This is a genomic window from Halalkalibacter urbisdiaboli, assembly GCF_002156385.1.
GTDB lineage: Bacteria > Bacillota > Bacilli > Bacillales > Bacillaceae_D > Halalkalibacter_A > Halalkalibacter_A urbisdiaboli.
This window is the reverse complement of record NZ_MVJM01000001.1, coordinates 1019303-1042171: the sequence shown is the minus strand read 5'-3', so window position 1 is coordinate 1042171 and position 22869 is coordinate 1019303. Positions and strand designations below refer to the sequence as shown.

General features: G+C 32.8%; 28 protein-coding genes and 1 riboswitch. Of the genes, 25 read left to right on the top strand and 3 right to left on the bottom strand.

Features of this window, described 5'->3' with window-relative positions:
• Positions 1-12: 12 nt before the first annotated feature.
• The 7 genes from B1R93_RS05255 (at position 13) to B1R93_RS05225 (ending at position 5145) form a co-directional block, all read left to right on the top strand.
• Positions 13-717: an SAM-dependent methyltransferase gene (locus B1R93_RS05255; RefSeq protein ID WP_088102898.1), complete on the top strand. Its 705-nt coding sequence runs from the start codon at positions 13-15 to the stop codon at positions 715-717.
• 228 nt (positions 718-945) lie between these two features.
• The gene (locus B1R93_RS23595) at positions 946-1077 is read left to right on the top strand and encodes a His/Gly/Thr/Pro-type tRNA ligase C-terminal domain-containing protein (protein ID WP_280949455.1); all 132 of its coding nucleotides are present in this window, start codon (positions 946-948) and stop codon (positions 1075-1077) included.
• Positions 1078-1599: 522 nt separating this feature from the next.
• Positions 1600-2310, top strand: a complete 711-nt coding sequence (locus B1R93_RS05245; RefSeq protein ID WP_088102896.1) for a M24 family metallopeptidase — start codon at positions 1600-1602, stop codon at positions 2308-2310.
• 467 nt (positions 2311-2777) lie between these two features.
• A complete protein-coding gene (locus B1R93_RS05240) occupies positions 2778-3290 on the top strand; it encodes an AAA family ATPase (RefSeq protein WP_088102895.1) in 513 nt (170 codons plus the stop codon).
• Positions 3291-3465: 175 nt separating this feature from the next.
• Positions 3466-3981 carry a hypothetical protein gene (locus B1R93_RS05235; RefSeq protein ID WP_088102894.1) on the top strand — a complete coding sequence of 172 codons (516 nt, stop codon included), beginning with the start codon at positions 3466-3468 and terminating at the stop codon, positions 3979-3981.
• 234 nt (positions 3982-4215) lie between these two features.
• Positions 4216-4440 (top strand): NAD(P)H-binding protein, encoded by a 225-nt coding sequence (locus tag B1R93_RS05230; RefSeq protein WP_425348934.1) that lies wholly within the window; start codon positions 4216-4218, stop codon positions 4438-4440.
• A 273-nt stretch (positions 4441-4713) separates the two neighbouring features.
• On the top strand, positions 4714-5145 hold the full coding sequence (locus tag B1R93_RS05225; protein ID WP_088102893.1) for an NUDIX hydrolase: 432 nt from the start codon (positions 4714-4716) through the stop codon (positions 5143-5145).
• A 62-nt stretch (positions 5146-5207) separates the two neighbouring features.
• Here the strand turns inward: B1R93_RS05225 and istB are convergent, their stop codons facing one another.
• Entirely contained in the window at positions 5208-5969 is a 762-nt protein-coding gene (gene istB, locus B1R93_RS05220; RefSeq protein WP_088102892.1) for an IS21-like element helper ATPase IstB, read from the bottom strand.
• Entirely contained in the window at positions 5966-7225 is a 1260-nt protein-coding gene (gene istA, locus B1R93_RS05215; protein WP_088102891.1) for an IS21 family transposase, read from the bottom strand. Before istA ends, istB begins: the two co-directional genes overlap by 4 nt.
• Positions 7226-7679: 454 nt before the next feature.
• Here istA and B1R93_RS05210 point away from each other — a divergent pair, with 454 nt between their 5' ends.
• The 12 genes from B1R93_RS05210 to B1R93_RS23890 all read left to right on the top strand — a co-directional run bounded on the left by B1R93_RS05210 (position 7680) and on the right by B1R93_RS23890 (position 15761).
• A complete protein-coding gene (locus B1R93_RS05210; protein WP_088102890.1) occupies positions 7680-8426 on the top strand; it encodes a class I SAM-dependent methyltransferase in 747 nt (248 codons plus the stop codon).
• 388 nt (positions 8427-8814) lie between these two features.
• On the top strand, positions 8815-9162 hold the full coding sequence (locus tag B1R93_RS05205; protein WP_088102889.1) for a PadR family transcriptional regulator: 348 nt from the start codon (positions 8815-8817) through the stop codon (positions 9160-9162).
• Positions 9140-10009, top strand: a complete 870-nt coding sequence (locus tag B1R93_RS05200; RefSeq protein ID WP_088102888.1) for a permease prefix domain 1-containing protein — start codon at positions 9140-9142, stop codon at positions 10007-10009. Before B1R93_RS05205 ends, B1R93_RS05200 begins: the two co-directional genes overlap by 23 nt.
• Entirely contained in the window at positions 10006-10428 is a 423-nt protein-coding gene (locus tag B1R93_RS05195) for a hypothetical protein (protein ID WP_088102887.1), read from the top strand. Before B1R93_RS05200 ends, B1R93_RS05195 begins: the two co-directional genes overlap by 4 nt.
• 232 nt (positions 10429-10660) lie before the next feature.
• Positions 10661-10954 carry a hypothetical protein gene (locus B1R93_RS05190; protein ID WP_088102886.1) on the top strand — a complete coding sequence of 98 codons (294 nt, stop codon included), beginning with the start codon at positions 10661-10663 and terminating at the stop codon, positions 10952-10954.
• A gap of 332 nt (positions 10955-11286) precedes the next feature.
• Positions 11287-12174, top strand: a complete 888-nt coding sequence (locus B1R93_RS05185; RefSeq protein WP_088102885.1) for a protein kinase family protein — start codon at positions 11287-11289, stop codon at positions 12172-12174.
• A gap of 151 nt (positions 12175-12325) precedes the next feature.
• Positions 12326-12404, top strand: a riboswitch (ZMP/ZTP riboswitch).
• Positions 12405-12503: 99 nt separating this feature from the next.
• Positions 12504-13061 (top strand): histidine phosphatase family protein, encoded by a 558-nt coding sequence (locus B1R93_RS05180; protein ID WP_088103412.1) that lies wholly within the window; start codon positions 12504-12506, stop codon positions 13059-13061.
• A gap of 381 nt (positions 13062-13442) precedes the next feature.
• Positions 13443-13931 (top strand): hypothetical protein, encoded by a 489-nt coding sequence (locus tag B1R93_RS05175; protein ID WP_133058602.1) that lies wholly within the window; start codon positions 13443-13445, stop codon positions 13929-13931.
• Positions 13932-14038: 107 nt separating this feature from the next.
• The gene (locus B1R93_RS05170; RefSeq protein ID WP_245308194.1) at positions 14039-14290 is read left to right on the top strand and encodes a phosphatase; all 252 of its coding nucleotides are present in this window, start codon (positions 14039-14041) and stop codon (positions 14288-14290) included.
• Positions 14291-14439: 149 nt separating this feature from the next.
• Entirely contained in the window at positions 14440-14844 is a 405-nt protein-coding gene (locus B1R93_RS05165; RefSeq protein ID WP_088102883.1) for a DUF4830 domain-containing protein, read from the top strand.
• Between the two features lie 471 nt (positions 14845-15315).
• On the top strand, positions 15316-15606 hold the full coding sequence (locus B1R93_RS22915; RefSeq protein ID WP_165763684.1) for a hypothetical protein: 291 nt from the start codon (positions 15316-15318) through the stop codon (positions 15604-15606).
• Positions 15528-15761 (top strand): GNAT family N-acetyltransferase, encoded by a 234-nt coding sequence (locus tag B1R93_RS23890; protein ID WP_088102882.1) that lies wholly within the window; start codon positions 15528-15530, stop codon positions 15759-15761. The genes B1R93_RS22915 and B1R93_RS23890 overlap by 79 nt, the downstream gene beginning before the upstream one ends.
• Positions 15762-16012: 251 nt before the next feature.
• Here B1R93_RS23890 and B1R93_RS05155 read toward each other — a convergent pair whose 3' ends face one another.
• Positions 16013-16903, bottom strand: a complete 891-nt coding sequence (locus B1R93_RS05155; protein WP_088102881.1) for a LysR family transcriptional regulator — start codon at positions 16901-16903, stop codon at positions 16013-16015.
• A 115-nt stretch (positions 16904-17018) separates the two neighbouring features.
• On the opposite strand from B1R93_RS05155, the gene B1R93_RS05150 reads away from it, so the two are divergent.
• The 6 genes from B1R93_RS05150 (at position 17019) to B1R93_RS05125 (ending at position 22861) form a co-directional block, all read left to right on the top strand.
• Positions 17019-17270: a hypothetical protein gene (locus B1R93_RS05150; protein ID WP_088102880.1), complete on the top strand. Its 252-nt coding sequence runs from the start codon at positions 17019-17021 to the stop codon at positions 17268-17270.
• Between the two features lie 76 nt (positions 17271-17346).
• Entirely contained in the window at positions 17347-18387 is a 1041-nt protein-coding gene (locus B1R93_RS05145) for an AEC family transporter (RefSeq protein WP_088102879.1), read from the top strand.
• A gap of 439 nt (positions 18388-18826) precedes the next feature.
• A complete protein-coding gene (locus B1R93_RS05140; RefSeq protein WP_088102878.1) occupies positions 18827-19354 on the top strand; it encodes a sigma-70 family RNA polymerase sigma factor in 528 nt (175 codons plus the stop codon).
• Positions 19344-20363, top strand: a complete 1020-nt coding sequence (locus tag B1R93_RS05135; protein WP_088102877.1) for a DUF4179 domain-containing protein — start codon at positions 19344-19346, stop codon at positions 20361-20363. Before B1R93_RS05140 ends, B1R93_RS05135 begins: the two co-directional genes overlap by 11 nt.
• Before the next feature lie 181 nt (positions 20364-20544).
• Positions 20545-21552, top strand: a complete 1008-nt coding sequence (locus B1R93_RS05130; RefSeq protein WP_088102876.1) for a serine hydrolase domain-containing protein — start codon at positions 20545-20547, stop codon at positions 21550-21552.
• Positions 21553-21823: 271 nt separating this feature from the next.
• Entirely contained in the window at positions 21824-22861 is a 1038-nt protein-coding gene (locus B1R93_RS05125; RefSeq protein ID WP_088102875.1) for a serine hydrolase domain-containing protein, read from the top strand.
• The last annotated feature ends 8 nt before the right edge of the window (positions 22862-22869 follow it).

Genomic DNA, 22869 nt, shown 5'->3' with positions numbered 1-22869 from the left:
AGGTGAGTATAGTTGAGTAGAGTTGAGAAGAGTACAAAGTTAGATTTAGAACGAATTGTTTTTATTGGGAGAACCTTTGAAGAGTATTTGGATATGTTCTCGCTTTCAAAGGAAAAACTACAAGGAAAGAAAATACTCGATTGTCCAGCAGGAGCTTGTTCATTTACTGCTGTTGGAAACGAATTAGGTTTAGATGTAACAGCATGTGATATTGCATATTATCATTCGGGTGAAGACTTAAAAAATAAAGGTCTTCAAGATATTGAACACGCAATGGAGCATATGGAAAAAGCGAAAAATAATTATAAATGGGATTATTTTAATAATGTAGAAGGTCTTAGAAAACATCGTTTAAAAGCCTTGCAAGATTGTACCAACGATATGAGGGAATCCAGCGAAAGATACATTCCCGTTACTTTACCTTCGTTACCATTTAAGAATGCAGAATTTGATATTCTTCTTTCGGCACATTTTTTATTTATGTATGCGGATAGATTAGATTATCAATTTCATATCGAAACGCTAAATGAGTTATTGAGGGTTACGAAAGAGGAAGTTCGTATTTTCCCTTTAGTTGATTTAGAGGGAAAAAGATATGAGCATTTAGATAAAATGATAAGTTATCTGGCTGACAACGGCTATACAGTTGAAGAAGTGGAAGTACCATATGAATTTCAGACAAATGCTAACTCGATATTAAAAATTAAAAAAGGTTAGTAAAGAAAGGGGCAACGTGGAGGCGTTGCCCCTTTTTAAAAATACCTCTTAATTGAGCTAACGGGGGTATTCCTTAAACAAGGGATGCTTTTTTCTATGTTAATAAAAAGGAAATTAATGTTAAACTTAAGAAGCAGAAGATTTGTGGATTCTTTAAGCAAGGTGGTGTATCCATGGGTATATTTGGTACTATTGCTTTTGCATTACTAATGTCTACGTTATTTGCTGGTGCTAGGAGATAAGGAAGTTGAGGAAAATACAGTTAATGTTCGAAAGTATGGGGATAAACAGTCAGAAAGTGTATCTTTTGCAGAGTTTAAAAAGGTAATTATGCAACAAATAAAAGAACGTCGTATTTAATAAGAAGGCTTTTTAGTTAATATAATCGGTGATGTGCTTAAGTGAAGGAGTGGGAGCGGTCGTAACGGCTTATTCGCTAAAGGTCACTTAGCTGAAAGAAGGAAATATAACTACGAGCAGTGAACATATTAAATAATGATGTACGAAGAATAATAGAGCTGAAAATGATGAAATTATCTTTCATATTAGTCTCTGTTTTTACTGTATTACTCTTTGATTTGATAGATGTATAGGAAAAAAGGGGTGCTGAAGCAGCTCTTTTTCCTAATTAAGCTAAAGAGTTTTGTTGATTATACATAAACTTTGTTTAAAGCTTATAACGAGATGAACCTCTTAGTGGAGGTGACATTGATAAACAAATGTAATCATTGTAGTTCATGAGATATGGAATTAATAAACATATTTTAAATGTTTTCCAATTATCAACCCAGATGCATCGAACTTACTAATTAGGTAAAATATTGTTTATCTTAAAGGGAATAAAATAGATATCAAATTTTATATAAAAGCGAGTTGAGAAATATGAACGATATTTCAAATTATATTTATGTTCAAACTATTGCAAAAGAAACGATGAAAGAATTATTAAATTTTATTAAGGAAGGTATATCAGAAAGGGAAATTGTTGATATAGCTGAACGTATAATGAAAGACAAGGGGATAGTTAAATATTGGTATCATGGTGTAGGAGCATTTGTCCATATAGGAAAAAGAACGACAATTTCTGAATCTGGAATTAATTATATCCCCTCTGATAAATTGGTTGAACGGAATGATATAGTAACAATTGATCTTAGTCCAGAATTCAAATCTTACTGGGGCGATTATGCTAGAACGTGTGTAGTTATAAATGGAAAAGCTATTGGAGAAGATTCAATAAGTCCTCAACATAACAATGCTCAATTTATAGAGGGGGTTAATTTCCAAAAGAAACTCCATAAAATTTTTAGAGATTATGTAAAACCAGAAATGACGTTTGAAGATGTGTACCTTTATATTAATGAAGTAATACGTCAAGAAAAATATAAGAATTTAGATTTTGCTGGAAATGTAGGTCATACAATTGAATTTGATAAGAATATTAGAAGATATTTTGAATTAGGAAATAAAACAAAGCTTAATGAAGTGACTTTTTTTACATTTGAACCGCATATAAAGAAGGAAAATGAAGAATACGGTTTTAAAAGAGAAGATATTTATTATTTTGAAAATGACCAATTATTAATACTATAGCAACTTAGGACTTAACAAACCAAGTGCAGATTGCAATGATTATGATGGTGTAGCGAATTATTATTAGCATTTTTCAAAAAGTGTGCGTAATCAATGTTTTTTCCTTTTGGATTTTTACTGGGCAGGCTGCAATGTTTAAAAAAAGACGCGATATTTTGAAAAAAGTTGTCGAAGAAAAACCCCTTTGGATAAATATCAATAGGGGTTTTTATGTCTGGATGTCTAAATTGAAAGAGAACCTCTAAAATTAAAAAGGGAAGAAGGTCCAGGTTCTGTATATGGAAAAAAAGCAATTATTAGATAATTTACGTTATGGTTTTGTTATGAACAACCATAAGATTGTGAATTGTTACACTTAAAGTAACAAAAAGGAAATTAATGTTAAACTAAAGAAGCAGGATAATTCAATAAGAAGGAATGTAGTTTATTAAAGTAATAGTATGAAAAACTGCAAAGTGAGGGGTTATATGGAAAGGGCTACTCCAAGAAGAATACATATTATAGGCTCGATTGGAAGCGGAAAAACAACCTTAGCGAAGACACTTTCTAATCAGTTAAACATCCCCTATTATGAATTAGATAATGTGGTTTGGAAAAGGTTTGATACTGGAGATATAAGACGGACTGAACAAGAAAGAGATGAATATTTAAGTTCTATTATCACCTCTGAATACTGGATTATTGAAGGGGTTCATCATAAATGGGTATCTCCGTGTTTTCAAAATGCTGATTTAATTTTATTTTTAGATACTAATTTTTCTACAAGAAGGATTAGGATAATAAAAAGATATTTTAAGCAAAAAATTGGCATTGAAAAAGCAAACTATAGACCGACATTAAAAATTTTAAAAGATTTATATAAATATAATACTGTATTTGAATATAAAAGTAAGCCAGAAATATTTGATATGTTAACCGCTTATGATAAGAAGTTAATAATATTAAAAAGCAATGATGAAATTACAAACTACATTAACTAAATCAGTTAATAGAAGCTCGTTTCTTATTGTGTTAACTGGGAGCGATTGCTCAATAAAGGGTAATCGCTTCTTCCTGTTGAGGTAACGGGCAGTTTACTTTTAGAAGGGGTCTTATAGACTTATAATTGATGGTGATTCTAAGAACATGGATAAAATATTTGATGGGTGGTATTTCATGAAGGATATATCTATAGTTATAATCATTTTATTTATATTGACAGGCTGTAACAAAGGCTATGAATCGCTGGAAGAAGCAGTCCAAAGTCAATGGAAAACCCCAATAGAAATTCTCAACCATGACCAAGATAATCAATTAGTTTATTATTTAGACCAGAATCAACATATTTTAGGAGTTTACGAATATGAAAATGACGAGTACAGTTATGACAATCAACAAAGTGTTGGAATGACTTTTGAATCAGACCGTGGATTACCTTTTCTGGTTTCAGCTAACCATTTTGAAGGTGTTGGAAATATAATTCATGGTGCAATTAGAACAGATGAACATGAGGTAGAAAAGTTTGTTATCCAATATAAAAATGGAAAAACTCTAGAAATTAAGGCGAATAACAATACATTTATAGCTGAATTCCCATCTTACTTAACAATAAGCGTTGAAGAATTTTTTACGGAAATTGATAATGCAATTGGATACGATGAAAAAGGGGAAATTGTAGAAAGTTGGCAATAAGTATTTTTAGTAAATAGAAGTAACCTTTGTGAAGAAAGGTACTTAAGCTAACGGGAGCAAGAGTGGAACAAGGAGTTGTCGATGAGGTAGTTCTTATTGTGTTAAAGGGGCAGTTTAGTTTAATAATGAAATAGTTGAATCGAAAATGGAATTTAAACGTATAGTTATTATCTTTATTTGTAGGGATATTATGGATAATTCTTATAAGATTGCTATTATCGGTGGGGACGTCATATTGCTTCTAAAGCGTTAGAGAATGGGTATCAAGTTCGTATGCTTGTTAGAAATCCAAAAAAGTTAACTTTCAGTGATGAAAGGGTTGAGAAAGTAGAAGGGGATGTACAAAATTTGGAGGACATTCAAAAACTACTAAAGGATTGTCACATAGTTGTTAATACTTTTGGTCAGCCACTCAAAGAGAAACCTATTTATAATTTCTCTTTGGGGGATTTCCATTAACAAGTATAACTACTCCAATCCCTTCATATGAAATCAAAAGTTTTTTTCTATTTATTTTTGGAAGTGCTATTATCTATTACTTTTTAGTGAATATCTATTCCATAGGACAGATAGGGAGAAAGATTGTTTTTACAATTCTTATTCTTTTAGGGTGTTTTAGTATATATATGGCTTTTTATCTTGCAACAAATTCAATACCACACTAATAACTAAATGAATTATAAATCTTGTTCAAGTAACGGAGCGATTTAATTTAACCAAGGAAGTGATGTAATGCAAGGTTATAATGTGTTAATGGTTTATAACAAAGATATGAACAAGTTATTGATGTGTGAGAGGTTAAAGAACCCGTATAAGAGATTAAGTAATTTAGTAGGTGGGAAAATTGAAAGTGGAGAAATAGGTATTGAAGCTGCTTATAGAGAACTTCTTGAAGAAACCAACATTTCAAAAGAAGATATAATTCTTCATCATTTAATGGATTTTAAATACTATCTTCAAGATTGTTACGTTGAAGTTTATGTTGGTAGATTAAAGCGAGAAGTATCGGTTTCTGGTGATGAAAATATTCTGTATTGGTCTGATTTAGATAACAACTTTTTTGATATGTCCTTATATGCTGGAGAAGGAAATATTGGTCATATGATAGAGCAGGTGAACTATGTTAAAGATAGGTTATTTTCTGATGAAAATTCCTTTGTATAGTACCAATGTCAACAACGGATTAAAATTCCCCATTTTCAGCGGTTGAAAAATCCCCAATATCATCACTTTGCTACTATCGGCTGAATTCCAGCCTTCTGTTTTTCCTTTAATCGATAGGATTCTCCTTTCATGTTAAATGTAGTGGAGTGATGAAGCAGCCGATCTAAAACAGCGGTTGCTAAAACATCATCTCCAAAGATTTTCCCCCATTCTATATATGATTTATTAGAGGTTATAATAATTGACCCCTCTTCATATCTCTTTGAGATGATTTGAAACAGGAGGTTTGCACTTAACTCATCAAACGGGAAGTATCCCATTTCATCCAAAACGAGTACATTAAACTTAGATAACTTATTTACTAAGCGACTTGTTGTGTTGCGTTCATCAGCTTTCTTACACATTGTGATGAAATCATCACAACGTGTATAGTGGGCTGTATAACCTTTATTTAATGCTTCAAGTGCAATCCCAATCGCAAGATGGGTTTTACCTACACCGGGAGGTCCCAAAAGTAAGATATTATCCCCATTATCAATAAATCTACATGTCATTATTTCTTTAATTCTTCTTTCACTAACACTTGTCTGAAATGCGAAATCAAAATCTTCAATTCTCTTTAAATATGGTAATTTTGCTTTATTAATACGTCTTTCCAAATCTTTGTTTTCAAGTAATTCAATTTCTTGTTTTAAAAGAGTGTCTAGGAACTCAGAGTATGGTACATTATGTTTAGAGGCATCTTCGAGAATTGCTTCAATTTGTTGAGCAGTTATCGTAAAGCCAACAGCGTGTAAACGTTCAGTTAAGAGCTCGTTATTCATTTTGTTTCACCTGCTTTTGACTGTTCTTCATACACTTGAAGGGAACGTTGTTCCACTTTAGGTCCAAGGAGAGAATCGTGATGGGTCGCCAAACCTTTTGTTGTCACGTTTTTCTCCTTTTTTTCTTTCTCTCGGTAATGATCCATTTGAGTTAATGATTGTGCCTTCCCAGTAATAAGGGGATGAGAGGCTATACATTCTAAATCATCGTAAATCTCTATATGATGGTCTAATGTTTGTTTTACCTTTACGTTAACACCTTTAAATCTAATTGGAACAGAATATTGTTTCCCTTCGTACTCTATTAAACCTTGAGGACTTACAGTTGATTGGGTCCACTTATTAATAGGGAACATAGGGCGCTCATTCCAGTTAAGTAAATGATCCTGCTCATAATTAAACCTTTCGATTGGCGCTTCTTTAGTTGTTTGATTTGGTTTTTTATTCGCTACATTGTCTAACCATATTTGTAAGCTTTCATTCATTTTTATTAGAGAGGGCTCTAACTTCCGCTGCATAAAGTTCTTCTTTAAGTAACCAACAGCACTTTCCACTTTGCCTTTTGTTTGAGGTCGAGCTGGTTTACAAGCCTTAGGAACAATCCCATAGTAGGCAAGGAACTCTTCAAATTTACGATTAAAACGAATTTCTGTTGGTGAGTGTTTTATTACAACGGTTTTCATATTGTCATATAAGATCTGTTTAGGGACTCCATTAAAATAGGCAAAAGCATTCATGTGACATTTCATTAACTGTTCTAAATTCATAGTAGTAGTAATCTCCATATACTTCATACGTGAAAAGCCTAATACTATTACAAATACATAAAGTTTCTGTAACTTACCATCAACGAAATGTTCCCCTAATTCACCCCAATCCATTTGAGCTTGTAAACCGGGAGGTGTTTCGTACCTGACACTTCCTTGCTTATTTGGCTTTTGTCGATATACCCTCACAAAATCTCGAAGTATTGTCATTTGGCCTTTGTAACCCATTGCTTGAATTTCCTCTAAGAGAACAACACAATTTGTAGTACCTTCTTTCAACCTGGAAAGTATATAATCCTCGTAGTCTTCTAATTTCCTCTTCTTGTCTACCTTCTTCTGCTTACGAGTCTTGTATTGCGGCAGTTCAGACTGATTAATGTATTTTCTTACAGTCTTTCGGTCAAATCCAGTTTCTTCAGCGATAGCGCTGATTGTCCACCCTTTCTGATAAAGTTCTTTAATCATAAAAAATTCCCCTATCTCTATCATGTCTAATGTCTCTCCACTCCAAGAATTTGTGTATCGAGACCATTATCCGCCAAATTTGGGGAATTTTTAACCGTTTATATTGGGGATTTTATCACCGTTGTTAACACCAATTCTTTTTCTGAATTATTCTTCAACAACCGGGTGCTTCCATTGCCCCCTTATTCAGATAAAGAAGCAGAAGAGTTGAATAAGAAAAGTAATATATTAACAGTTAATTTATTATGAGTTATAATAATTTTAATCTTTCAAATGGGGTGAACGGAATGTCTAACCGTATTGTTCGAAGTAATTAGTTTTCGGGCTGGAAAAAACGCGTACCAGCTATAAAGGGAGAAGTCTGCCCTTTTTCCGAAAACAAAAACTTGGGACAGTGTCGGTAGTCATTATACAACTACACCCCTAAGACACTTGCTGTGTGCTGGGGTTTTTTACATTTGAAAGGTGGATAATAATTATGAATGAATTAGATTATAAAAGCTTTTATGACAAAGTTGGGAAAACAAACGGATGGGATTTTAGTAAATTAAAGGTTACATTAGAAGGAGCATTATGGGATTTCAATGAAGAAATAAAGAAAAAGTCAAAAACTTCAGACATACTTCTTGATATTGGAACAGGTGGTGGAGAAAACGTATTAACTATTGCTTCTTCGTTCCTTTTCTTAGTGGGTATAGACTTATCTAAAGGAATGATTGAAACAGCTCAAACTAATTTAAAAAAATCTTGTATGTCAAATGTTCGATTTTCTCAAATGTCATCTGACAAATTGGAATTTCCTGCTGAATTTTTTGATATCGTAACTTGTCGTCACGCACCATTTAGTTCAATTGAGATTGCTAAGGTATTGAAAAAGGGCGGGTACTTCTTAACTCAACAAGTTGGTGAAGAAGATAAACTAAATATAAAAAGAGCATTTAACCGAGGCCAATTGATTGAAAAGAATGGGGGATTATTAGCACGTTATGTCCGAGAGCTAAAAGAATCTGGTTTTTCCGAAATTCAACATTACGAATATGATGCTACCGACTATTATCAAAGACCCGAAGACCTCATATTCTTACTAAAACATACACCTACCATTCCGAATTTTGGTGAGGGAAATCACGATTTTGAAATATTGAATGATTTTATTGAAAACAATCAAACCGAAAAAGGAATTCGAACAAATTCCAAAAGGTTTCTCATAATAGCAAAAAAGTAAGAATAGGCAGCCTTAAGGCTGTCTTTTTTATTTTAAATAGAAGCATTTGGATATACAAAATTAATTAATCGAATAAATAAGCTTGGGGTTTGATGCAAGTATAGTAAGGTGGTGAAAAAATGCATTTAAAGTAACGGGTGCAATATTAGAACAAGGAATTGTCGATACGGCATCTCCTTCTGTGTTAAAGGCAGATTTTGAACGCTAGAGTTATATTAAAAACAGTGGCGAATGCTTAACAAGAGTATTCGCTTCTTTCTTATGGCAAGCATCTAATATTGGACAGGTATACGTTGATTGTTATGGAATAAAGTGTTGATTTACCCACTATGTTGTATTACGATGTACAGTAAGTAGTAATACGATATAGAAAAGGAGGTTGCATCTAATGAGAAAAACAGAATTGTTAAAAGGGAGTACGAGTATTATTCTGTTATCGTTACTTTCAGAAAAAGAAATGTACGGCTATGAAATTACCGAGAAGGTCCACGAGGTTAGTGAAGGGTATTTGCGTTATAAGGAAGGAACGTTATATCCAGCGTTAAAGCGACTGGAGTTAGCTGGTTTAGTAGAGAGCTATTGGCAAAAATCAAGTGATGGACCACGCCGGAAATATTACCGAATTACCACTGCAGGAAAAAAGTCGCTATCTGATCAAAAGCAGGAGTGGGGTCTGTTCCAAAAAGTCATGCATCAGATTGTAGGTGATGTGAATGTCAAAACAAGTATCGATTAAAGAGTTTGATAGCTATATTAAGAAAATCACAAAAGAATTACGCCTAGACGAAATAGAAAAGAAAGAACTAGAGGAAGAATGGAAGCAACATCTCTATGATCATTATGATTCACTTCGCAGGGACAATGTAGATGAAAAAGAAGCAGTTCAAGCTGTCATTGACCAATTTGGTCCAGTTGAATTGTTGCAGGAAGAAGTCAATCAGACTTACCCAAGCTCCATGAAAAATCATTTATTTAAAGATGTACTCATCGGAATGATTTGCATCATTTCAAGTGTTATCGGACCAGGGCTACTAATTGGAGCATACTTTCAACCGTACTTTATAGTTGTACCAATCCAAGCCTTAGTAGTCGCTTATTTTATCCATCGATTTATTGTAAAAAAACAAACCTATTGGCTGTTTTCCATTATCGGATTCATCCCTATTTATGTCATATTCTTGCAGTTTCTAGCTCAAATGTATGGCGCACCATTAACATTAGAGCTTTACCTCAGTGAAATCTTCAGCTTAGAATGGCATCGTTTAGCAGGACTTAATGGACTCTATGAATTCCCTACACTACATATGTTTTGGTACATCATTTTGTTAGCTCAATTGGTCAGCGGTAACAATTATGTATCTGTTTTGAAGCGAATGTGTAATGCTACGTTTCATTACTGGGCGATGCTTTTAATTGCTTTAGTTATTGCTAGATTGCAATCGAGTGCTGAGTGGTCTGTTATATCTATGAATGTTATTCTTTTGTATGCCTTTTTACAGCAAGTTATCTCCAATCAACAATTCATTCAATGGAAAGAAAGGATCAAACGATTGGTTGCAAAGTCAAGGGAGGGGGAAATTTGAATCAAATTAAAAAGAGTGCCTTTCCGTTTATTGTTATCGTGATCGTTGCTTTGTTTTTTATCGATTTTGGCAATAGAGAGATAGCTTATGAGATCGTTAGTTATGACCGTTTACCGGAAGAGTATAAGGAAGATTTTCATCTCATGGGTCCAGGCGGGACGGGAATGTTTTCGCACAAAGGTCATACATACGCCTTTATTTTAACCGAGCCAGATGAACAAGTCGCTGTTGAATTTGTTGGTAAAGATGTACCAATGGGAGGCTATGATGTGAAATATAGTCTGCAGCCAAAAGAGGCTGATGGAGAAGCTATAATAATAGATGGAACACATGGCACATTTACCCCTTGTATTCTTAAATTAGAAAAGGAAGTGTCTCCTCCGTTTGGATTTACCAATACGAATGCAATGAAAAAGTAAATAAACAAATTGTATTTTAGACAATAACAAAAGCTTTTCAAAATCTTGTTCTTAAACAAATGGATGCGTTTCTGGAATAAAAACAGAAACGCTTCTTTCTTTTCAATCCAAATAAAAGGAAATTAATGTTAACATGAAAATAAAGAATTAGGTGTTCTTCAACTAACGAAGCAGTAGAGTTGAAAAGTGTTTTGTTATTGATGATAAAATTATAAAGAGGAGAGATGTTGGAATGGCAATTGCAGTAGCAATTATAATTTTATTAGTAGCATTGGCAATAGCTTATCAACTAAGTGAAAGTAAGTCGAAAAAAAGAAAATATATTGTTTGGGGAATTACAACAATGTTAGCAATAGCTCCTTTATTCTCATGGTTAATCAGTATTACCTATGCAAGTGTCGAGGGTAGTGGATGGGCAGGAGTTGCACTAATATCGATAATGTTCCCAATTATATTCTTGGTTGGTCTTGTAATTCTTCTTGTAGGGATTTTTAGAAAAAAAGATCCAAAAACCATTGAAAAGTAATTCATTTTTTATTAAATTAACGGATGTGTTCCTGCAATAAAACAGGAACGCATTTTTCTTTGTGTTACAAAAAAGAGAATTAATATTAAAATGAAAACAGCGGTTATTTAAGTAAAGGTGCAGTGGCTAACGGGGAAGAGAGTGAAATAAAAAAGTTTATAAATCTTGTAGGAAGATTTTGTAATAATATAGTATAGTTATCTTTAAGAATGAAAGGAGGCGTTGTTTTATGAAAATGACGATAGCTATAAACGGGGTGCAATTAAACTAAGGGAGGCGTATCAAGCCCCTATAAACTACGTGATCCCTACTTAATACAGGAGGGTCATATTTTGGGGAATTTTCAACAGACGAATTTAATAACAAAGACACTTGATAAAGTGGATTTTCAACTACAAGAAGAGCATAATTTCAATTGGTTAAAGCACTTGGGTAATGTTTTTTGTGTGTTTGATCAACAAGATTCAGGAAATATAAGTTTCGGTGTCGAAAAAGATGAACAAAAGTATTTTGTGAAATATGCTGGTGCAAAACCTATTGACTTTACTGGAAACCCAAAGGATGCTATTGAACGATTGAAATACGCTTTACTAGTTTATCAATCGCTAGAACATCCACACTTAATAAAGTTATTAGATTACTTTTCCACTGAAAATGGGTATGCTTTAGTATTTAAATGGTTCGAAGGTGAATGTTTACATTCTCATTGGTCGTTTGGTGGTGTAGCAAAATATACAGACCCTAAGTCACCTTTTTATCGTTTTAAGAATTTAGCAGTGGAAAAACGTTTAAAAGCCTTAGATGCAATTTTTTCTTTCCATACTTATGCAGAATCTCAAAAATATGTTGCAGTAGATTTTTATGATGGAAGTATCTTATACGATTTCACAAATGATGAAACCAAAATATGCGATATTGATTTTTATCGAAAGGCACCTTCTATAAATGATATAGGTGAAGATTTCTGGGGGGCAAATCGTTCAAAATCTCCAGAAGAATATGAACTTGGGTCTCCAATCGATTCTATTACGAATGTCTTTAACCTTGGAGCTATTGCATTTGGACTACTGGGTGGTGAAATGGATCGTTCTTTCTCAAAATGGGATGCTAATCAAGGTCTTTATGAAGTTGCAATAAGAGCTGTGGAAGAAGACCGTAATAAAAGGTATTCAACGGTAAAAGAATTCTATCAGGCTTGGAAATTTGTTGTAAATCGATAAATTACTAAAAGTAAAGGGCGATTCTCTAAAATGAGGTCGTCCTTACGTTTTGTTTTGAAAAGAGATTGTGAAGAAATATACTTAAAGTAACGGGCAGCTCAACAGTTGTAACATTCTGGAAATTGTGATATAAATATTAAAACAGTTAATAATTGGTATGTATAACTAGCGTAACGTGGACAACCACGAGGGGGTACATACTTATAGAGCCGTACTCCTGGGCAAAGCATATGAATTTATTTTCATATGCTTTTTATTTTTAGGAGGGATGTTTGCAATGGCTAGTATTAAAATGCAAGTGGAATCTTTACAAAGGGGTTGAAATTAAATTGACTATTTTATATTTTGTTAGGCACGCACACTCTACATATACACCCGATGAATTAAATAGACCTTTATCGGAAAGAGGTTTTACTGATGCAACCAACGTTACTAAATTATTTAAAACAGAGGAAATTGATATTGTTGTTTCAAGTCCGTATAAACGAGCTGTTCAAACTGTCGAAGGCATAGCAGAACACATAAAGATAGAAGTTGAAATTATAGATGGTTTTAAAGAACGTATTTTAACCACAGTTCCTGCCGAAGATTTTACTCATGCTATAACAAAAGTATGGGAGGATTTCAACTTTTCATGGGAAGGTGGAGAGTCTAACATTGTCGCTCAAAAAAGAGGTGTAGAAACCACTTATAATTTATTAGAGAAGTATAAAGATAAAAATGTCGTTATCGGTACACATGGAAATATAATGGTTTTAATCATGAATTTTTTTGACAAACAATATGATTTTTCTTTTTGGCAAAATCTCGATATGCCAGATATATATAAATTAACTTTTGATGACAAAGTGCTAAGAAACGTAGAAAGGTTATGGGAAAGACTTTAATATCGTTCTTCAACTAAAGGTGAGCTATTCTTCAACAAGGTATGCTGTTTTTTTATTGAAGTAACGAAGCCGAATATTTAAATAACGAAATATTTTAATTTGATCTAAGGGGGTATTTTGTGACAAAGAAACTCAAACTAATAATAGTTTTATTTATCATAACTATTATAAAACTATACTACGTTGAACTTGAATCTTTGAGTAGTTACGAAGGAATAACAACAGAACAAGGGATAGATGAGATAATTGTATAGTACCAATTCTTTTTTCTGAATTATTCTTCAATAAACGGGTGTTTCCTGGAAGAAAGAATTGCGTCCTTGTTCCACTAAAGTTGCAGGTTAATTTAACAATTTAGCAAAATGTTAAACTGGTATAGAGGTGATTATTCTGAAAAAAACACTCTTAATAATCGGGGGCATTTTAGTCTTTTTGTTGTTGGGGAGCTTTATTTATTTAAAGACCAATCCACCATTATCAGCAAACGGTATAAGTTTTTATTTAGATGATGAAACGAAAAGAGTAGTCGAAATAGTAAACTCTGGATTTGCAAATATTAAACTTAAAAATGTATTGGTTAATGGGAATAAAGCTGAAAATGTTGAATTAGGTGCAAGCAGAACAAATCATATGGTAGCAGGTGGAGGTCTTGATGAAGACCCATATATTACTTTTCACAAAATTAACAAATTGGAAATTCAACCTGAGTTACCACTCGACGAACAAAAAGGATTATACGAAATAGATGACAGACAAATTATAAAACACTATGGATTACGTGTTTTTGGGAACGAAGTACCTGAAAAAATAAATATTAAATACACGTATTTATGTATCCCATATTCGTTAGAAGTAGATGTTACAGAGTAAACGTTAATAAGCTAACGGGGTGCATTGATCCAAGAAGGGGTTAACGCTTTTTTGTGGAAGTTATTCGACTACGAAGCAGTTTAGTTTAATAAGTAGGAAATAAAGGGGTGGTTAAAATTAACAATTTAAATGTTGGTTTAACGTTCTTATTGTTAAGTTCAATTATCTATGGTTCTACATTGATTTCAGCATCGGTTTATTCTCAAGTGTTAGCAGGTCCTGATGGTCAAGGATGGGATACAAGGTACGGAGTTTATGGAACTGCTTTAAGAGAGGTAGGAACACTTCCAATAATACTATCTATCCTATTAGGTATAATTGGTTTATTGATTGTAGTTGTATCCATAAGAAAGAACTAGGAATATAAGCATTTACTTGTTCAATTAACGGGTGCATTCCTTCAACAAGGGATGCTGTTTTTCTTATTCAAGTAAAGAAGTAGATTTATGTAATAATTCGATTATTTGTACGTCAGATAATATAAGAATTGGTTAGGAGTTGATATGGTATGGGAATTAGAATGTTTCTAATATTAGTTGGATTTTTAATAATTTCTGGTTGTGGTCAAGAAAGCCTTAATGAACAGCATAAACAATATTTATCAAATAAAGGGTGGGAAGTTAAAGAACTTATCGAAGTTAAAACCTATATATTAGACATTCCAAATGAAATGCTAAGTGGCTATGAAGCGAGTGGTATTACATTTTTTGGAGACTATTTAGGAAAAGAAGTTACAAGTTATATTTATGAGTTAAAGGAAAAAGATGTTGAAGGAAAACGTTTGAAATCAGTAGTATTCGAAGCAGAAGAAGAAATTATTGGAGGTTATGGCTTACTTCCTAGTTGGTCACCAGGTAAATTTAATTTGGACGATAAAGAACGTTTAATAAATGAAAAAATGATTAAACAGTAAAAACTTAACATTATTAAATATGAAAATGAAGATTTCTATTTGGAAATTTGGTTCTTGAAAAAGGGATGCCTTTTTCTTATTGAACAAACGACGATGTGATAAGGGGGATATTTTGAAGAGAATTACTTTTATAATAATGGAATGGATAAAAAGGTTACACCGATACAAGGGTTAGTAATGATAGGGGCGGTTGCAGTTATGATGGTAGTATTCATAATAGCTTCACAATCATATTTTTAGTTATTTAGAAGTGACAGAAGCTGCTAATGGTTGTTTTAATATAGGGGGTGTCCCTATTATCGAAAAGTCAGGTCTACGAATGACTAACTTTCACTGTAATTTGGAATAACTTATTCAATTAACCGGATGCGTTCCTACAATAGCAGCAGATACAGGTTAGTTTAAAAAGGAATATATATATCGTTATAGAAATTATTTTATACTACAAACTCAAAATAGGCGGTTAAATTTATGGGATTTACTAGACTATTTGATAATAATGATTTTATTTCGTGTGTTAATTTATACATAAAGGTCTTTAATCAAGAACCTTGGAATGATAATTGGTCTTATAAAAAAGCAGTAGGTTATTTAGGTGATATGGTTAATACACCTGGTTTTGAAGGATTTGTTGTTACAGAGGATACAAATATAGTAGGATTTATCTTCGGTTATCGAAAACAATGGTGGCAAGGCGATATTTTTTTCTTGCAATGTGTGTTGATAATGAAGTTCAGGGACGTGGTTTTGGAACAAAGTTGATGGAATATGTCAAAGATTACCTAGTTTCAAATAATTATTATACTATTAGTTTATTAACGGAACGCACTTTTCCAGCTGCAACTTTTTATTTAAATCAAGGATTCCAAGAATCTCTTGATACAAGACTTTATAATTATGTGTTGAAGAATAAATAAAAACTACTTTTACTAACTGGTACTTACTCCAAAGTAGAAAGGGACAAATTTTTTTTAATGTAATGTTTTGTCTGTTCAACTAAGTAGTGCATGAGTTTAACAGGGGAAAATGACAAAGAACATTATTGTCTTCGAGTATTGATGCTTTTATTGGAATCTTTTCTATAGTTTTAGCAAGATGAAAACATCATTCTTTAATCTGAAAAATAAACTGGTAATCTCAAAGAAGCAATAGAGAATGTAATAATAACTTATTTAACATCCTCTATTGTTGAATTAAAGCAATTCTTTGTCGTTTCTAAAAATTTATTTAACGCATTTGATATTGGTACATCATCACGACGAATAAAAACAGTAGATACATATTTATATTTCTCTGGAACAGGATGACATATTACAGTTCCTTCTTTTTCTAACTGCTTTCCAATTCGTTTTGAAACAAGTGCTACGCCTAATCCTGCTTTTACGCACCCTATCATACCTTCGATTGTTCCGAAATCAATTTTTTTAACTGGTAATATCCCTTCGTCTCGTAACCAACTTTCTAATTTTGCTCGATAAGTACAGCCTGAACGAAAAACTAAAATAGTGCGTGTTTGGAGGTCCTTAATCGACTCTAGGGTTGGTTGTGAAGAGTCCATGATTAAAACTAGTTCTTCTTGAATAAGCGACTCCTGAATAATCCTAGGATGTTCAATAGCATTTGTTACGAATGCACCATCTAAATTATACTTTAATACTTCATCTACGAGTTCCTCAGTCGAACCTGATGTTAAAGATAAGTTTACTTCGGGATAATGATTATGATAAGCAGCAAGAACCTGTGGTAACCGTATAGCAGTAGTAATATCAGTTGCTCCAATAGATAAAGGACCTGTTGGCTGATTAGGGTTTTGTACAGCTTCCTTAGCTTCTCTATGTAACTTCATGATTTTATCTGCATATCCTAATAAAATCTCCCCATTCGCCGTTAGAGAAACCCCTCTGTTATTCCGATGAAATAAAGTGGTTTGAAGTTCGGATTCTAATTTATTAATTCTATTTGTCACATTAGATTGAACATAATTTAAGTGTTGCGCTGCTTTACTGACGCTTTGATAACTTGCTACCATTTGAAATATTTCCAATTCTTTAATATCCATACTTTGCTCCCCCTAGAATCTAGGTATCACATAAAATGATATCCGATATCATATGCATTCATTTTACATGATATCAATTTAGAAATAAAATAAAATTTGAAAGATAAACAAAATAATGGAAGTTGTGGAGGATATGCATTTAACTTATCCAAACGGACATAAACCTCAGAAGGAAAATCTCGGAGTAGCTAATATTCCAGATTATCTTGGGGGAGAACGCAAAACCGATTATTTTTTAAACAATGTTGGTTTACATATAAATACAGTTAAACGAACTCTGGAAGCTGCTGGATTTGATTCTGATTTAATTAAAGAAGTGGAAAGTAAAATGAATATGATATACGAACAAAATACAAGAAACCAATAAGGCTGTAACGAGCAGACGGAAATATGTTCTGCTCGTTTACGTATTTTAAAAAAATTATAGAAAGGTAGAGATCAAGATGCAAATTATTTTCGATGTTTTAATCCCCGTTTTTGCTATAATCCTGTGTGGTATTTTGGCCGGAATTTATAAAGTAGTTGACGTTTCAGGTTCAAAAAGCTTAAATAACTTTGTATATTATATTGCACTTCCCGCTTTGCTTTTTTTATCATTAGCAGAAGCACCAGTCAGTTATTTAACTAATTGGGGTTTTTTGTTCACAAATTTATTTGGTATATTAACAAGCTTTTTAGTTGCAAGTATTCTATCATTACTTGTCTTTAAAAGGAAATTTCCGAATGTGGCCACTTATGGAATGGCCGCTTCTTACGGGACAACTGGTTATATGGGAGTACCGTTGTTAATTGCGGCTTTTGGGCAAACTGCAGCACTGCCAGCAGCGTTAGCTACGCTGATTCATAACATTCCAGTAATTATTATAGTCACAATTTCTTTTGAGCTTTATAGAGCATTAAAGCAAACTAGCTATAGGGAAGTGGCAAGGGCTGTCGGATCTGGAGATGCAATAATACCAGGAACAGTAAGTCAAGAGAAACCTAATATTGGTACTATCCTATTAAATGTAATAAAATCTGTTTTTCTTAGTCCGTTAACTATTTCTGTACTTGCTGGAATTATTGTTGCTGTATCGAATATACAACTTCCGAAATCGGCTCTTGTATTTTCTCAATTATTATCTGATGCAGCTGGTCCAACAGCATTATTCGCCTTGGGGCTTGGCCTAGTAGGTCAAGGGAAATTATTCACTAAGCTGGCAATTAATAAAGCTGAAGTTACAATTATTATAATATCGAAAATAATCGTACAGCCATTAGTTACATTATTTTTAGCACTTTATGTTTTCCAATTAGAGGGAATATGGTTAACTGCGACTATTATTATGTCGGCTTTGCCTGTAGGAGCAGGAGCATATGTTTTTGCACAGAAGTATGAATCCTTTAAAGAAGAAACGTCAGTGTCCATAGTTATATCTATGTTAATTTCTATTGTTACAATCTCATTATTATTAGTTTTATCAGAAAGAGGATACTTCCTCTAAAACTTTAATTCTAGCCTTGAATCGAATATCATTAAAATAATCTACTTCATTCGAGAATCCTGTATCTTCCTTTCATAATGAATATGCCTTTAAACGAGAAGTTGGAATATAGAGTGGAATGAGGGTTGAAAAACTCTCTTCTATAGCTTTTGTTAAGAGGAAAAATAGCAACCCACAAACCTATTCAGTTAGTGATTTTTTATTTTAAAATTTGATGCCATTTCTGACAAAAAGAGAAATGACGTTCGTTCCACCGTCATCCATGTCACATTATTATTTGTTGATAACATCAAAATTTATTTTTTTTAGAGGGTTAAAATAGATAATGTAATCGTCCTTAATTTGGACGATTATTTTATTTGTAAAAAAATTTTAATAAATTTAAGCCAAATTAGACTTTGGTTTGTCTAATAGATGTAAGACAAAAAAGAAAGGGTGAATTCCAATCATTAGATTAGTAAAAAAAGCTCAAAAAGGAAGTGACAAAGCCTTTTTAAAGCTTTTCCAGCAATATGAAGAAGATATTTATCGAATGGCTTATGTATATGTTAAAAACAAGGACGATGCTTTAGATGTTGTTCAAGAAGTAGCCTATCAATCATTTAAGAAGATAAATACATTGAAAAAACCAGAGTATTTCAAAACGTGGTTAATGAAAATCACAATGAACTGTGCAACGAATGTAGTAAGGAAAAATAAAAAAGTTGTTCATTTAAAACCAGAATATGAGGAATTTATAAGAACAGAGAATGAAGATATTCCTCTTTCTATATCATTACAAGACTTAATAGAAGCATTGGAAGAGGATGAAAAAAGCATAGTTTTACTAAGGTTTTACCATAATTATACATTTAAAGAAATATCGGAACTATTGGAAATACCACTTGGAACGGCAAAATCAGTTCTTTATCGTGCATTAGATAAACTTCGTAAACAATTTAAGGAGGGTGATATTTGTGAACAATAAAATAAATCAAGAATTACAAAAAATAGAAATTCCAAAAGAATTACATGAAAGGTCTAAATTAGGTGTGAAAAACGCTAAGGCAGAGCAACAAAAAAGAAGATTAAAAAATCCATTAGTAGCGGCAGTAATGATTTTAGGATTATCTACTACTTCAGTTGCTTTTGCCTTTCCGTCAATTGCATCACAAATTCCATTTATGGATAATGTCATTAGTTTTTTTTATGATGAGGAGAGAGACTACAAAAATTTTGAAACCTACTCTACTGATATTGGTCTTGCACAGACGAGTAATGGTACGACTGTTATGATAGACAATGCGGTATATGACGGAACGAATATTACTATTTTATTTGCAATCGAAACAGAAAAAGAAGTTGAACAAGAAGTTGAAATCCGTGCAATGAATTGGTTTGATGTTGTTGGTGCAAATGGTATGGGAGGTAGTGAAAAAATTACAAAGATTAGTGACAATCGCTACGTAGGATTGGCATCTTTCACTCCCCATTTCGAAGATGAAGAATATCCAGAAACAATTGAAGTTACTTGGAATCCTGAAGCCTTTAAAAGTTTATCAAATGATTTAGAGGTAGAGGGTGATTGGTCATTTGCTTTTTCACTCAATCGTTTAGAAGGTGATATAGAGTTGTTAAATAAAACTGTACAGAATGAGAATGTGAGCTTCACGCTTCAATCTATTGAGTTCACTGATGTATCCACTGTTATTAGCTATGAACAAGTGGTATCTGATGAACTCCTAAAAGAGTGGGAAAGTGTGTCACCTGTTTTCAATGTAACAGATGACCTCGGTAATGTGTATATGAATGAAACTGGTGGTAGCGGAAAGACAACGAATGACTACAAAACATTTAAAGGAACAAGTGACTTCGGTTCAATTCAAGAAGGAGCTAATAAGCTCATCATTCAGCCTATCCAAATTGCAAGTCTCAATTTTGGAAAAGGTCATACCAAAATTGAGCTTGAGCCTATTGTTATCGACTTAAAAAAATAATAATGAATTAGTTTAAAGTATGTGAGTTATAAGTAACGGGTGGCTTGAACGAATAACTGGAGTTGTCGTTGCCGCAGCTCCTTTAGCTTATTACGCAATCGAGGCAGGTTAGTTGAAGAAGGATTAATTCGTACAGATATAGAACTAAAAGAAGTAATTTAGGCTGTAAAGGGTGTAGAGAGTGCAAAACAATTATCAAAAAATAATTTCGTATGTTGAAGATATTAAAGAACGGAACTACAGCAGTGCTTCTTCATTAGTAATACTAAAGGATAACAATATTGTATTAGAACACTATAGTGGTTATCATTCTAATTCAATAGGTTCAGCCCCAATTACTCAAATCTCGCAATTCAATATTGCATCAGCTCGAAAAAGTTACTTAGGTTTAGCGGTAGCTTATGCCTTATATGAAGGTAAAATTAAAAATATTGATGACTTTGCAATAGATTATTTTGAAGAGTTCGATAAGGAACTGCTAGGCCGAACAACGATAAGGCATTTGGTTACGCATTCTCACGGGTTACACCAGAGAGAGGACGGAACAATTTACCGAGAATTTAATCCGGGTGAAAGTTGGGCTTACAGAGGGATAAACGTCTTAATGATGTCTCAGCTTTTAAACAAAATTTATGGGAAAAGCTTTCCTGAATTACTTAAAGAACGGGTATTTTTACAACTTGGATTTAAGGAAACTTTTTGGCAGAAATATCCTAACGAGAAATTAGTTCAAGTAATTGAAAATCCTGAGGTTATTGCAGGGTTTATACTTGGTAAATCAACTGATGGAACTGAACCAAACCTACATACCTCAACTCGTGAGTTTGCGTTTTGGGGTAATCTTCATTTAAATAATGGATTTACAAATGGGAGACAAATTGTTCCCAAAGAAGTTATACAATTAGCTACTACACTCCAAAGTCCCAATTACAAAGATAATGATTTACCGAAAAATGGATTGTTTTGGTATGTTCAAGATAAACCATCGTTAAGAAGCGAAATTGGGGAAAGAGTTCCTAAAGGTTCATATCAAATCTTGGGTATAACAGGACCAACTTTATTAGTCATTCCAAAGTATAATCTTGTAGTAGCAAAAATGTACAATAAAATGTATAACTACGGAGGTAACAATTACCTTCATTACCTAAGAGAATTCGGTAACATAGTAGCTGATATTTTCAAGGATTAATTTATTGTTCTTCAACTCTCATGTAAGAACGAATTTAATTTACATTATCTGTGGTGAAGTGGCTCTTCATGGATGGCTAACGGTTGCGTTCCTATAACAGGGACGCTTTTTCTTTGTCTTTATCACATAAATAAGGAAATCAATATTAAAATTAAAACGCGTTATTCAAGTAACGGGCAGCATTGTTCAAAAATAAATTTTATTTTCCAAATACATACAATAGAACATATATTCGTGTTATAATTTCATTAAAGTAATTAGGGGGAGAATCATGAAATTAAAAAATATCAACATTGAAGAACGAATGGAACATTATAATGTAAACGGTTTAAGCATTACATTGATTGAAAACGGTCAAATCAGTGGAACAGAATATTACGGCTTACTAGAAGTAAATAGCGATAGAAAAGTAAATGAGAATTCTAGTTTTAGTGCGTGTTCCATTAGTAAATTCTTAACAGGAATGATCGTTATAAAGCTATTAGAGGAAGGGTTTCTTTATTTGGATGAAAATGTAAATGAAAAACTTGTAACGTGGAAAGTACCTGAAAATAAATACACAAAAAATAAAAAAGTTACGTTAAGAAACTTGCTTAGTCATCAATCTGGAATTAAGGACCCTGAAGGTAGTTTTTTTGAACTAAATTCAGATATAGGTATTCCTTCAATGGTTGAATTGTTAGAGGGAAAAACTCCTTATTGTAAGGTTCCTATTGAAGTACAGTGCGAGCCAGAGAGTGAATTTCATTATTCAGATGCAGGCTTTTGTATTATTCAACAACTTATCGAAGATGTGATGAAAAAACCGTATGATCAAGTGGCAAATGAGTTGATATTTAAGCCATTAGAGATGAAAAATAGCCATTTAAATACAACGATATTAGAGAGGGATAAAAAAGAATTCTCTTGTGGTCATAACAAAAATGGTGAATTGGTAGATGGAAAATATCCTATATACCCTTATCCAACAGCTTCTGGATTATGGACGACTTCTTTAGATTTAGCTGCATTAGTTCTTGAGCTAATGAATGCTCTAAAAGGAGAAAGTAAAATTGGTATTTCAACAAATTTAGTTAAAGAAATGATAACTTCTCAAAGAGGAAAAAGTTGGACTGGATTGGGTGTATTTCTAGAAGGATCTGAAAAAGAATTAGAAATCACATCTATGGGTTGGGGAGTAGGTTTCCAATGTATGATGGTAGCGTATCCACACTTTGAAAAAGGTGCTGTTATCATGACGAATGCAGAATTAGGTGTTCATCAATTGGAAGGAATTATTGGAGATATATATAAATCTCTAAGTTCTTAATAAGCGTT